At 46.2% G+C, this 13,485-nt stretch carries 10 protein-coding genes; 7 read left to right on the top strand and 3 right to left on the bottom strand.

What is annotated here, in order from left to right:
• Nucleotides 1-4: 4 nt before the first annotated feature.
• Together ygfK and AR383_RS10965 are read right to left on the bottom strand one after the other, a co-directional pair.
• A complete protein-coding gene (gene ygfK, locus AR383_RS10970; RefSeq protein ID WP_055733175.1) occupies nt 5-3,103 on the bottom strand; it encodes a putative selenate reductase subunit YgfK in 3,099 nt (1,032 codons plus the stop codon).
• A gap of 1,435 nt (nt 3,104-4,538) precedes the next feature.
• Nucleotides 4,539-5,201 carry a hypothetical protein gene (locus AR383_RS10965; RefSeq protein ID WP_157051706.1) on the bottom strand — a complete coding sequence of 221 codons (663 nt, stop codon included), beginning with the start codon at nt 5,199-5,201 and terminating at the stop codon, nt 4,539-4,541.
• 96 nt (nt 5,202-5,297) lie between these two features.
• Here AR383_RS10965 and AR383_RS10960 point away from each other — a divergent pair, with 96 nt between their 5' ends.
• On the top strand, nt 5,298-5,801 hold the full coding sequence (locus AR383_RS10960) for a hypothetical protein (RefSeq protein WP_055733173.1): 504 nt from the start codon (nt 5,298-5,300) through the stop codon (nt 5,799-5,801).
• Between the two features lie 115 nt (nt 5,802-5,916).
• Nucleotides 5,917-6,396 (top strand): hypothetical protein, encoded by a 480-nt coding sequence (locus AR383_RS10955; RefSeq protein ID WP_055733172.1) that lies wholly within the window; start codon nt 5,917-5,919, stop codon nt 6,394-6,396.
• Nucleotides 6,397-6,548: 152 nt separating this feature from the next.
• On the opposite strand, the gene AR383_RS10950 is transcribed toward AR383_RS10955, so the two are convergent.
• On the bottom strand, nt 6,549-8,108 hold the full coding sequence (locus AR383_RS10950; protein ID WP_055733171.1) for a SulP family inorganic anion transporter: 1,560 nt from the start codon (nt 8,106-8,108) through the stop codon (nt 6,549-6,551).
• Between the two features lie 186 nt (nt 8,109-8,294).
• Here AR383_RS10950 and AR383_RS10945 point away from each other — a divergent pair, with 186 nt between their 5' ends.
• The 5 genes from AR383_RS10945 (at nt 8,295) to AR383_RS10925 (ending at nt 13,410) form a co-directional block, all read left to right on the top strand.
• Nucleotides 8,295-9,179 (top strand): virulence factor BrkB family protein, encoded by an 885-nt coding sequence (locus AR383_RS10945; RefSeq protein ID WP_055733170.1) that lies wholly within the window; start codon nt 8,295-8,297, stop codon nt 9,177-9,179.
• On the top strand, nt 9,179-9,616 hold the full coding sequence (gene dtd / locus AR383_RS10940) for a D-aminoacyl-tRNA deacylase (protein WP_055733169.1): 438 nt from the start codon (nt 9,179-9,181) through the stop codon (nt 9,614-9,616). The genes AR383_RS10945 and dtd overlap by 1 nt, the downstream gene beginning before the upstream one ends.
• A gap of 183 nt (nt 9,617-9,799) precedes the next feature.
• Nucleotides 9,800-10,798 carry a LacI family DNA-binding transcriptional regulator gene (locus AR383_RS10935; RefSeq protein WP_055733168.1) on the top strand — a complete coding sequence of 333 codons (999 nt, stop codon included), beginning with the start codon at nt 9,800-9,802 and terminating at the stop codon, nt 10,796-10,798.
• A 174-nt stretch (nt 10,799-10,972) separates the two neighbouring features.
• The gene (locus AR383_RS10930) at nt 10,973-12,316 is read left to right on the top strand and encodes a GH1 family beta-glucosidase (protein ID WP_055733167.1); all 1,344 of its coding nucleotides are present in this window, start codon (nt 10,973-10,975) and stop codon (nt 12,314-12,316) included.
• Nucleotides 12,317-12,318: 2 nt separating this feature from the next.
• Nucleotides 12,319-13,410, top strand: coding sequence for an ABC transporter ATP-binding protein (locus tag AR383_RS10925; protein ID WP_055733166.1), 1,092 nt, complete (start codon nt 12,319-12,321; stop codon nt 13,408-13,410).
• Nucleotides 13,411-13,485 lie beyond the last annotated feature (75 nt).

Raw genomic sequence — 13,485 nt, 5'->3', positions numbered from 1 at the left:
TTGCTTACAGCTCTACGCGGCCCAAAAGATAAGCGCGTTGCTTAAGTACGTAGTTAATAATCTGCCCTTCTTTAGCCAGTGCTTCGGGCAGCTCTAATTCACCTTGTGGATTCAGTTCAAAGCAATGGTTTTCGCCCTTGGCGCGCAGCGATACCTGTTGTTGCTCGACCAAGAAGCCTTGGTTGTGGCTAGATTCAAAATCTTCCCGCAGGCTGAAAATGGTGAACTTGTCTTGGTAAGGTTTGCTCTCCCATGGGCAGAACTGGCCACAGTTACCGCATTCGTTACAGTAGGCATCTAAATGCAGCACTTGATGGCTCTCTTTAAAGCCGGGAATCGGCAGTGCGATGTTGGCGCGGTTGGGACACACATCTACACACTTGCTGCAAACGTAAGAACACTCAAGGCAGCGTTGGGCTTCTTGCTCGGCAAACTGCTCATAATTCTCAGGGCTTAAGTTTTCAGGCTCTATCACTTGAATGTCGATGCTGCCCTTGCGTTGATAGACTTCGGCGCGGCTCACCTTAGAGCTAAAGCTGCGAGTTTGTAGCGCTTGCTTTTCGCGGCTTAAGATTGCGGCGCTGGCCTTTCTGGCGGTTGCTATTGCCGAAACGATTGACGAGGGTCCGGTATTGGCATCACCCAGTAGGAATACTCCTTCTACTGCGGTTTCTCCGCTGGCTTTATCTAGCTCTGGCCAGCCATCGGCGGCTATTGGCAGGCCGAGGCGAGTGAGGGTATCGCAATTGGTTTGCTCACCAATCGCGGTAACTAGCGCATCGGCTTGCAGCACTATGGTTTCATCGGTAGCGATAGGGCGACGACGGCCTTTTTCATCGGGCTCGCCTAGCTGCATTACCCGGGCGCTTAGTTGGCCGTCGGCGTTAAATTGCTCAGGATTACAGAGGAACTTAAACTCGATGCCGTCGGCTACCGCTAATAGGTATTCACCACGGTGAGCCGGCATTTCTGCTTCGCTGCGGCGATAAAGCACCGTGACTTTTTCTACTCCGTCTACCCGCAATGCGGCTCTGGCGCTGTCCATGGCGGTATTACCAGCGCCCACCACGACCACGTGTTTACCTAGTGCAGGTAGCTCGCCATCATTAAATTTACGCAGGAATTCCAGCGACTTAAAGCGGTTTTCATTGTCACCCGCTAAGTTGAAGGGGTTGCCTTTATCGGCGCCTATGCCAAGGCAGATATAGGGGTAACCACTGTCTTTTAACTTGGCGATAGTCAGCTGGGGATCGCAGCCGTATTCAATCTTAACCCCGTGCTGCTCTACAAACTTAATGTCGTGCTCGATGGTTTCGCGAGGAATGCGGAATTGCGGAATAATATTATTTACCACACCGCCAGCACTGCTTTCTTTTTCAAAAATCGTTACTGGGTGGCCGGCGCGCGCCAGAAAGTAGCCCGCCGACAAGCCAGCAGGACCGGCACCGATAATCGCCACCGGCGCTTTGTTTGAGTCAAGCTTGGGTTGCTGCCATTGTTTTAGGTAGTCATCCCAGCCTTTTGCCAGCGCAATTTTTTTCATTTCACGAATGTTGACCGCACCTTCATAGTCACGGCGAGTACAGTTGTATTGGCACTCGTGGTCGCAGATGTGGCCGGTAATTGAGGGCAGGGCATTGCGTTCATAAATAACGTCTAGGGCCTGGCTGTATTTCTGCTCGCTTACTAAACGAATATATTCGGGAATGTCTTGGCTGATTGGGCAGGCGCTCACACAGGGGGCTACCGAACAATCGCTGAGTGGCACTTGGCCTTTTACTCGCACCGCATCGCTGCCACGCCATTCTTTTTGGCTGAATTTGTCAGTTAGGGCCTGTGCTGCTAATAGCTCTAGTTTGGCTACATCAATGCTGGCACGTGGCGTGCTGTCGGCGGCATCCAGTACCTTAACGCAATCGCTAAGGCGCATATAGCCACCGGGTTTCAGCAGTTCGGTGGCCATGGTGATGGGGCGAATGCCGGTATCGAAGATGGCCTGAATATTAAATTTATTGGCACCACCAGAGTAGGAAATAGGCAGTTGGCCGTTAAATTCACGAGACAGCTCTAGCGCGACATTAATAGACAAGGGGAACAGCGCTCTACCCGACATATACATTTCTTTTTCGGGGAGGCGGCCCTTGTGGTTAAGCGTGCCAAGGGTATTGGTGAGTTTTACCCCAAAACCGATTTGCTGCTGTTGGGCTAAGTCGACCAAGCGGTGCAACATGGCCTTAGCATCAACCAGTTGTAGGTCGTGGGCGAAGGCTTCCTCGCTGAGTTGTACGTAACTAAAGCCGGTTTGGTCAAGAATCTCTCTTACCCGTTGGTAACCGAGTAGTGTGGGGTTGAGCTTAACGAAGGTATTAATGCCGCGCTCTTCGAGCATGTAGCGACAAATCATTTCAATTTCATGCGGCGGACAGCCATGCATGGTAGAAAGGGTCACCCCCGAAGTAATCTTGGGCGAAATATGTTTAGGCAATTCGCTCAGGCCGGCGATGCTCGTGAGCCAAGGCGTAGCGAGGATGAATTCCTGCAACTCTTGCTGGTATTGGGCAAATTTGGGATGGGCCGAGGCATCAAGCATATTCGCAAGATATTCTTGCATCGGCGCCGATTGAATACCGGCTAAGTCGTAACCCACACTCATATTAAAGATGAAGGATTTGGCTTGGCCAACCGGCTTTTCTTGAAATACGCACTCGAGTAAGTGCAAAGCAAACCAGGCTTTTAGATACTCATCATAGGCTTTGGGCAGAGTAAACTCGGTGGACCACTCGGTATTAAAACACTCGTCTTCGGCATCGATACAGGGCTTAGCGATCTCCAGCGTATCGAGCTTCTGAACGGTTTTAAGCTCCATAAAGCGCCCGCCCGCTAACCACGAGGCAACAATATTTTGTGCCAGTTGAGTATGGGGGCCTGCGGCGGGGCCGACTAAGGTATCTGTTTGTTCATCCCATACGGTGTGAGCGCCTTGCTGAGCCGGGCGATAAAACTGCTGCTGGGGAATATCAAAAATAGCTTGGCTTTGCTCATATTCACCAAACATGCGTTGTAGTAGTTCTGTAAATGGAACCGGGCGCATCACGTCTGCCATGATCCTACTCCTTGGATATTTCTAAAAATGTGGGTATCAAGATTGAGATACCGAAGCATAAACAGGGAATAGCAAGGCCTATGCCAAGGGGCTTGGGCTGTGTTTTAGTAGCTAGCGGAGCTGGGGGCGATGGGCGTGGCGCATAGCGCTGTAGCGGGGCTTTGCTCGATATATTACTAGGCTGAGCAGCAGGATGGTGAGCGGTGGCCGCCAGTGAATATGGCTTGATAATAACTAGTGATAGCTTTCTCTATCACTATCAAATTAATACTTGAGTACCATTTTGATAGTGATTGTTTTGCTGACTGGGAACTGATTTTTGCTGGATTGTGTGTTTGGTTATTTTTTTGGGGGGGCTGATAAGCTCGTTTTTATCATTTAGTTTTGTATTGAACTGTTAGTGAAGATTTCGCCCTGACGGCGATATACTTTTCTTTGCTGGCCAAAGAAAAGTATACAAAAGAAAGGCCACCCCGCATCTTCTTAGATCCTGCGTTGCGCATTCACAAGGGCGTTGAAGTAACTCGCTACGCTCAAACAGACTTCAACTCTGATCCCTTGTTCATTTGCGCTACTCGGCGAAGATGATGGGGACATATTCTGTTAGTTATTTAACCAATTTAGGCTTCTCGAGACTCTGTTAGTTTAAAGCTCAATGGCTTCACTTTAAGTAAAGTTCAAGGTGGGTGCTTTTCAATCCCTTCATTATCGCCGAGCAGCGCAGGTGACAAGCGGTGAAGCCGAGCACTGTTTGAGCGTAGCGAGTTGCGCAGGCGCGCTTAGAACCAAGCCGCGCAGGATGAAGATAATGCGGGGCGAGCTTTCTTTTTGCTTCGTTTTTCTTTTCTCGTAAAAGAAAAATGATGTCGCCGTAGGCGAAAGCTCTTCTTTGCTGCCTAAAGCTGGGGGTATAAAAGAAAAATCACACTTAATCCTCTTATCTTCTCATTCTCAAGGGCTCCGAAGTAGCTAGCTAGGCTCAAACAGACTTCAACTCTAATCCCTTGTTCATTTGCGCTACTCGGCGAAGATGAAGGGGATTTAAAAGCGCAATCTTGATTATTGTGGGTGTGAAATGTTTTTGCTCCATTGTTTATTAGGCAGTTGGTCCAATAACACCCTGAATACCCGACTTCATGAGGAAAACTGAACGTTTAGGGCTTGCGCACATTTTCACTGTGATTATACACAGCCACAACATTTCTCAAGCTGCCTTTGTCAAAACGGTCTATAGAATTTGAACATTGACTATTGATAAAATTAAAAGAAAATATCAAAGTAGACAATAAGTTAAAGAGAGAGCACGAACAGCCTAGTGACCTTGCGCAAGGTCACTCTTTCTGTGATAGGAAGCGTGCTCATTGAATGGGATAGGAAGCACGTGCTTCCTACTTAGCGTTATAAATTCAACCAACCATCTCAGTAGTATCTTCTGTTAGTCTCTGAACAGAAGATTGTGACGGTTTAAGATAGTGGGTAATTTTGTCATGTTCTGTTCTTTGTTATATCTAGCGTATAAAGAGCTTATAAATTCCTTATCTGTAATATCCCAAGTCTCTGTCAAACGTTTGTTTAGACGGTTAAGAAAGAAGAAATTAGCCATACAAAGCTCTAGCATTTGCCTAGATAAACTACTCAAAACTTGAGCATTACTGTCACTATCTTCATGTAACACACTTTCAGCCTTTTCGTGAAGTTCTAGGTAAATTTTTATATTTTCAGATGTTCTTTCTGCTAAAGTTTTGTTTTTGAAAAATAAGTGCTTCCCTTTTCTCAAATTATTTTCGATACTTTTTAGCAGATCTTTATCTACAGATGTGATCTGCTGTCTCAGGTGCAATCTCCTACCTGACATCTCAGAAGCATAACCATTATTTCTGATAAAATCCTCATAATGGTTATCTATATACCTTTTATCAAGGACTTTGAGTGTTTTATAATTAAAGTAAAATCGGACTCTATTCCAAACTGATATCACTACAATACCTCCGCATAATGTGAGAGTAGCAGTGAGCATTTTCTTGACATCTAAAATTTCTGTAATATCCATAATCTCAATAAGATAAAGATTTTTACTTAAACTATCATAAATACTCAAGCAAACAATCACTTGTTAATTTATAACAAGGCAGTCAAGCAGACTGCGCTACGCTTGCAGCTTACTGCTGCGTTATAACTTCTGGATAATTTGGGTATGAAACTTTTAGAATTAGAAGAAATTCTTACGAATGTGATGATGGATCTTGCTACTGCAGTAAATGTGTTGAGAGATTATGAATCAAGAGCTTGGTTTCAAGATCCTAAAAACTCGAAGAAAAGGCAGTGTTTATGGCGTCTTTGCATTTCCGCAATTGTTATTAATTGTTCTAAATACATGGAGGTTAATGAAAAATATGGGAAGTACTTTAAGGAAGAGTTGCACGAGTATACGGAACTAAGAAATAAATTCTATAACGCTGTCAAAAGTAACACATCTATAAAAAAGCTCAGAAATTATACTGTTGCTCATGTGAGTAATAAATCTGATTATTTGAGTGCCGATGAAGTTCAACAGGAAATCCTGTTAATGTTTGGGAATAGTAACGCTAGTGACTTTTTAGATTGGTTATGTCCTGAGGATATAGAAAGTACAAACAAAAACGATAGTTTAGTTGGTGTACTTGAACAGCTCCGAGATGCTGTTTCTAAGAAGTTATAACAAGCGGCAGTAGTCGGACTCGGCAAAAGCTGTCACTAAATTTGCTAGCGCAAATTTACCGCCAGTTTCACCTCGCCACAGTGCCGAGCGTTATGCATTAATCTGAGAACTGCACATGGATGAACGTATAAGGGAGTTTTTTAGTTGGAGTGAGCTTTTTGATTATCTGGTCACTCGTCGACTTTCTCATGTGAAGTCGAACTGGGAATTAACGTGGGGTCATGATGATGAAGCCTATGAGCCAGAAGACGATAGTTATGCAGAGTTGATTAATAATCTGGTTGTGGAGCTGAGCAAACTCGATCCCCCCAAAAAATATCATGACAACGAGGATCGTTTAGCAGAGTTTTGCAAAGAAAGCCTTAACTGGAATATTAAGAAGGTCGGGAATCGGTGGGTAGGTTCAGATTATGTTTCTATCCTTGAGCAAGGCGGCTTTAAAGACCTTGATGAAAGAAATCTATGCCTAGCTGCTTGTGGTAGGGTTAAAGCAGCTATTGATCGAGAGCAATTACACTTTGCCGATATGGAAGAATTCCACAGGAAAATGTTGGCGGATGTTGTTGTAATCATTCTTTATCACAGGAGTGTCTAATGCATAACAAAGCCAAGCACAATCGCCCGTGCAAAACGCGCATGGGCTGGACCTCGCTACCGCTCGGCCTGTGTTGACGGCATTAACGATAATAGCCAAAAAAAACCGCTAACTGAGTTCAATTAGCGGTTTTAAGTCATCACCAAGCGGTATTAGTTATCCAACGCATCGGTGGCAACTTTATAGCTTGGGTCTTCAATTAAGTTCACTTCAACCGAGCTGCCTGCCTTGGTTAATAACTTGCGACACTCTGGGCTAAGGTGTTTTAAGTGCAGGGTTTTACCGGCTTTTTCGTAGCGTTCGGCCAAGGTGTCTATGGCTTCAATGGCTGAGTGGTCGCTCACTCGTGAATTTGCGAAGTCGATCACCACGTTTTTGGGGTCGTTAGCGGCATCAAATAGCTCTAAAAAGTTGGCGGTGGAGCCGAAGAACAAAGGCCCTTCTAGTTGGTAAACCTTGTGGTTTTCATCAACGCTGCTGGTGGTTACGTAGATGTGTTTGGCGTGTTTCCAAGCAAATACCAAGGCTGAGACTATCACCCCAACAAATACCGCGATGGCCAAGTCGGTGAATACCGTGACGACCGATACCAACACAATCACAAAGAAGTCGGCTTTTGGTACCTTGTTAATCATTCTTAGGCTGGCCCATTCAAAGGTGCCTAGCACTACCATGAACATTACCCCAACTAGAGCCGCTAGTGGGATCATTTCAATCAGTGATGAACCAAATAGAATGAAGCACAGCAGGGCTAGCGCAGCGGTAATGCCTGATAAACGGCCACGACCACCAGAGCGAATGTTAATCATGCTTTGGCCAATCATGGCACAGCCGCCCATGCCGCCGAAGAAGCCGGTGGTTACGTTAGCCACGCCCTGGCCAATACATTCTTTGTTGCCATGGCCGCGAGTGCCGGTCATTTCATCCACTACGGTGAGAGTTAACAAAGACTCAATCAAACCAATCGCTGCTAATACGATGGCGTAGGGGAAAATAATCTTCAGCGTTTCTAAATTAAACGGCACGCTGGGAATGGCAAAGCTAGGCAGTCCGCCAGCAATGGTGGCATTAGCGTCACCGGTCATGCCGCGCACAAAGTCCACCACGGTGCGGGTATCTAGGTTGAGTAGCTGTACCGCTAAGGTCACGCCAACAATCGCTACCAAAGAGGCTGGTACTGCGCTGGTGAGCATCGGTAGAAAGTGAATCACCGCCATGGTTATAGCGACTAAGCCCAACATGATCCACAGTTGGCTGCCTTGCATCCATTCCATTTCACCAAAGGCATTGGGTACTTGGAATTGGCCCAACTGGGCGAGGAAAATAACAATGGCTAAGCCGTTCACAAAGCCCAGCATGACTGGGTGGGGCACCATGCGGATAAATTTACCCAAGTGACATACACCGGCTAATACTTGTAAGCAGCCCATTAATACTACGGTGGCAAACAGGTATTCCACGCCATGGTCGGCAACCAAAGCAACCATTACCACGGCTAGGGCGCCGGTGGCACCGGAAATCATGCCTGGGCGGCCACCGATTAAGGCGGTAATTAAGCCCACCATAAAGGCGGCATATAAGCCCACCAGAGGTTCAACTCCGGCGACAAAAGCAAAGGCAACGGCTTCTGGCACCAGCGCCAAAGCCACAGTTAATCCGGAAAGCAGGTCATTCTTGACCGTTGCTCCACGAAACTTGGGAAATTCAAACATGTTTCTATAGAATCCATTAACAAGGAAACGAAATGGGGCGGGAGTCTAGCACCTTATGTGACTTAGTTCAAAAAAACATCAGGCCACAAGTGCTTTATTAGAGGCTAAAATCGGGGGCTTGTGCTTGAGTTGCGGATGTAACTGGGTCATTCTAGAAACATATTAAGTAAAGGATTAATACTAATTATGAGTCGCATCTTGAAGACGCCGAATTGGTCGTTTTCTTTTCAGCAAAGTAAGGCATTTTTATGCTTTTTAATCGAGAGAATAAAACACGATAAGTTAACCATGATTGCCGGCTCCTTGGCTTACGTTAGTTTGTTATCTTTAGTGCCGCTGGTGGCGGTGACCTTCTCGATTATCAGCGCCTTTCCAGTTTTTTCTGGATTTCAGACTCTGATAGAAGACTTCGTTTTTAGCAATTTCGTTCCGGCCTCGGGCGAGGTAGTAAAACACAGCCTACGGGCTTTTGTAGAAAATGCCTCAAGGATGACCGCGGTGGGTATTGCTGCCTTAGCCGTGGTGGCGTTAATGTTGATTTCCAGTATAGACAATAGCCTAAACATGATTTGGCGGGTCACTAAAAAGCGTCGTTGGCGTAGTGCCTTTCCCATGTATTGGATGATTTTAACCCTAGGCCCTTTGTTAATGGGTGGCAGTTTGGCGCTGAGTTCTTATATCTTTTCGATCCAATTATTTGCCGACGAAACCTTATTGGGTATTTGGAATACCTTACTACGCACCGTTCCCTTGTTGTTTTCTATAGGGGCATTTTGCTTGTTGTATTTATTGGTACCAAATAAGTCGATCCGCTTTTTACATGGCTTGAGTGGCGCGGTGGTGGCAGCCTTAGTCTTTGAATTGGGCAAACGCGGCTTTGCCTTTTATGTCTCGTCTTTTCCTTCTTACCAAGTGATTTATGGTGCCTTAGCGGCCATCCCCATTTTATTCCTATGGGTGTATTTAAGTTGGATAGTGGTGTTATTAGGCGCAGAAATTACCGCGGCCTTGGGGGAGTTTAACCAAGACGCACAATCAGATAATCAAGTAATAGAGGCAGAGGAAGAGTAATGATTGCCCTTATTCAGCGGGTAAAGCAGGCCAGCGTCACTGTGGACCAACAAACCACCGGGGCTATTGGTACTGGTTTATTGGTGTTATTAGGTGTGGAGCAGGGCGACGACCAAGCTAAGGCGATTAAGTTATGTGAGAAAGTGAGCAAGTATCGCATCTTTGCCGACCAACAAGGAAAAACCAATCTCAACGTGCAACAAGTGGGTGGCAGCGTATTAGTGGTATCTCAATTTACCCTAGTAGCAGACACCGATAAGGGGCTTAGACCAGGCTTTTCTCGAGGTGCCAGCCCCGAGCAAGCCGAGTTCTTGTACGAGTTTTTTGTTGATGCTTGTAAAGATCGAGGTTTGGCCACCGAAACCGGTCGTTTTGGCTGTGATATGCAGGTGTCTTTGGTAAATGATGGGCCAATGACCTTTTGGTTGCAGGTCTAACTTTCATCGGGCAATTGTAAACTTTGCAGCCGCTCACATATCAGCTTGGCTGCATATAAAGGTATTTGACAGCAATGACCTTGTTTCGTCATATTATGGGAAAGCGCTTTCACGAGGGCGGGTTTTTTTGGGCTCGTGCTGGCGGTGTTAGGCGCTTAAAAATTAGAGAGGCTAGAGTATTTAATGGCAACGATTAAGGAGGTCTCGGATCTCGCGGGGGTTTCGCAAGCGACTGTTTCACGAGTGATGAACGGCAACAATAAAGTCTCTGCGGTTAATCGGGAACGTGTACAGGCAGCTATGGAGAAGTTGGGTTATCAACCTAACTCTTTTGCTCAAGCTTTGGCAACTAACCGTTCATACAGCGTTGGTATTGTGGTAGGTACCTTGTCGGGGCCATTCTTTGGTCCAATGATGCAAAGTATTGAAACGGTATTGCGTAAGCATGGCCAGCATCTTATCGCTACCAGTGGTGACGATCATATTGAACAAGAACGTGAAGCGGTGCGTTTTCTGCACTCACGACGAGTTGATGCGATTTTGCTGGTGGTTCAGGCGATGACCGATGACGAGGTGATTGAACTGTGCAAACAGTACCCGAACATTTATGTATTGAACCGTTACGTACCAGAATTGGCCGAGCGCTGTATTTACTTAAATAACGAACTCGGCGGCTATTTGGCAACCAAGCACTTGATTGATTTGGGGCATACTAAAATTGCTTCTATCACCGGGCCCTTGATTCACCTTGATGCACGCGAGCGTTTACAAGGTTATCGCAATGCCTTGAGTGAAGCGGGAATTGAATATGATCCGCAATTGATTGTAGAAGGCTTGTTCCAGGAAGACGGTGGTAATAAAGCGGCGGCTAAGTTGTTTCAACGTGATGTTGATTTTACAGCGGTGGTATGTGGTAACGATAATATCGCAATTAGTGTTTACGATATTTTATCGCGTACTAATGAATCACCGGGCGAGCGCATTTCGGTAGTGGGTTACGATGACATGTTTTACTCTCGTTATTTGCGTCCGAAGTTAACCACCATTCGTTTTCCGATTGTGGATATGGGCATTGCTGCCGCTAATATGGTGCTCAATAGTTTGGATCAAGACTTAACTAATGGCGTGCAATTAGAGCCTAGTTTAGTCGTTCGGGAGTCAACCGCCGCGCCACGTAGTTAGTCGTTCTACATCGTGCTTTAGCTTTACGGGGGCTTATTTAAAATGGCCGCCCTATCTTAGTGTTAATGCTTGGCCACTTGAACCAAGCATTAACAGTAACCGACTAGTCGTTCGGCTGGTTATCTTGTTTTAAGAAAAAATGGCGGCCAGTGAGGCGCTTTATTGAGGTTTTGTATGTCTTTTGCTTTTCCCGAATCATCTCCATTTCGTCACTCTGATTTTATTTTTGGTGTGGCGACAGCGTCTTTTCAAATTGAAGGTGCTAATCAAGAAGATGGCCGCTGTGAATCTATTTGGGACCGTTTTTGTGCGACTCCCGGAAAAGTGGCTAACGGGGATGATGGTTCAGTAGCTTGTGATCACTACCACCGTTGGGAGCAGGATTTAGAATTAATTGCTGAGCTAGGTGTGGACGCCTACCGTTTATCGATTGCTTGGCCACGTATCATGCCTCAGGAAGGGCAGGTTAACCAAAAAGGCGTCGCCTTTTATCAGCGTCTTATCGCTAAACTTAATTCATTAGGGATTAAGCCTTTTGTCACTTTATATCACTGGGATTTACCGCAGTATCTAGAAGATCGCGGCGGGTGGTTGAACCGTGAAACCGCTTATAAATTTGCCGAATTTGCTGACATCATGACTCAAGCGCTGGGTGATGAAGTTTACAGTTATACTACCTTCAACGAGCCCTTCTGTAGTGCCTTCTTGGGTTACCGCTTTGGCGACCATGCTCCGGGCCTAAAAGATGACAAATGGGGTTTTCAGGCCGCTCACCATCTGTTGTTAGCCCATGGTTTGGCTTTGCCTAAGATGCGAGAAAATGCGCCTAAGGCCCAGCACGGGATAGTCTTAAACTTTGCTCCGGCTTATCCGGCTGACCCAAGTAATCCCGCCGATGTTGCCGCCGCTGATTTTGACGAGCAACAGGGTATTCACTGGTTCATACAGCCCTTAGTCGAAGGCACTTACCCAGAAGCAATCCGCCAGCAGCAGCCATTGTGGTGGCCCACCATTTTGCCGGGCGATTTGGAGCTGATTCAGCAGCCCATCGATTTTCTTGGAATTAACTATTATACCCGCCACGTGATTAAAGCTGGTGAACACGGGCCTGAACACGTGCGTTTAGAAGGCGTAGAGCGCACCGATATGGGCTGGGAAGTTTGCCCTGAAGCGTTTACTAGCTTACTCACCAAGTTAAATCAGCGTTATCAGTTACCGCCTATTTATATTACCGAAAATGGTATGGCTGGTGCAGACAAGCTAGAAAATGGCCAAGTGATTGACCAACAACGCTGTGACTATTACCAGTCACACTTAGATGCGGTGGCTGCGGCGATGGCTGAAGGGGTAGAGCTTAAAGGCTATTTTGCTTGGAGTTTGATGGACAATTTTGAATGGGCCTTTGGTTACGACAAACGTTTTGGCTTGGTGTATGTAGATTATGCCAGTCAACAACGTGTGCTTAAACAAAGTGCTAAGTACTTCCAAAGCTTTTTAAAGCAACGTAAAGAGGGATAACTATGGCGTCACTGTCGTTTCAAGGACTAACAAAAAATTTTGGTAAAACAGAAGTAGTTAAGGGCTTCGATTTAGAGGTAAACGATGGTGAGTTTGTAGTTTTGCTCGGCGCTTCTGGCTGCGGCAAATCTACCATCTTACGAATGGTAGCCGGTTTGGAGAGTATTTCTTCGGGACGTATCATGATGGGCGATAAATGCCTGAATGAAATTGACCCCAAGGACCGAGACTTAGCCATGGTGTTTCAAAGTTATGCCTTGTACCCGCATATGACGGTGTATCAAAACATCGCTTTTGCCTTAAAGGTACAAGGTTATAGCAAGCCAGAAATCGAAGAGGCGGTAGAGTGGGCGGCCGACATGTTGCAACTTAAAGAGTTGTTACAGCGCAAACCTAAGCAACTTTCTGGTGGTCAACGCCAGCGTGTAGCAATGGGACGGGCCATGGTTCGTACGCCTAAATTGTTCTTATTTGATGAGCCGCTGTCTAACCTGGATGCCAAATTGCGTGGCAAAATGCGTCAAGAAATCAAAGATTTGCATACCAAGCTGGGTGTGACGACTTTGTATGTAACCCACGATCAGGTAGAGGCTATGACCTTGGCTGACCGCATCGTGATATTAGATAAGGGTGTGGTGGCCCAAATTGGTACACCCTATGAGGTATTTACTCAACCTAGCAGTACCTTTGTGGCTGGTTTCATTGGCTCACCAATGATGAATATGTTCTCTGCCACGGTGCAGCAGCAAGGTGAACAAAGCTACCTGAATATTCAACAGCAGCGTATTACTTTGCCGCCACAATATCAGGATAAGGTGAGTGATGGTCAGTCAGTATTGCTGGGAGTACGTCCCAATGATATTTATCTGCATCCGAAAAACCTGGAGGAAGGGCAAGGGCTTAAGGTACACGTTAAGCTGAACAATATTGAATTATTGGGCGCCACCATGTTGGCACGAGGTGAGTTAAGCGGTAGAAAGATTATTGTTGAAGCCGCCACCGACTACAGTTTGCAGCCCGGTGATTGTGAGCTTTATTTAGATAGTCACTTTGCGCATTTATTTGACGCCACGACGTTGCAATCCTTAGCGTAAGCGCGTCAGTTTCAACTCAAATTAAAGCCCCTGTTGTGGAACAGGGGCTTTTTTGTATCCTAGTGATATTGTTGA

Source organism: Agarivorans gilvus (genome assembly GCF_001420915.1).
Taxonomy (GTDB): domain Bacteria; phylum Pseudomonadota; class Gammaproteobacteria; order Enterobacterales; family Celerinatantimonadaceae; genus Agarivorans; species Agarivorans gilvus.
Note: the sequence above shows the minus strand (reverse complement) of the source record. Positions and strands in the feature narration are given on the sequence as shown.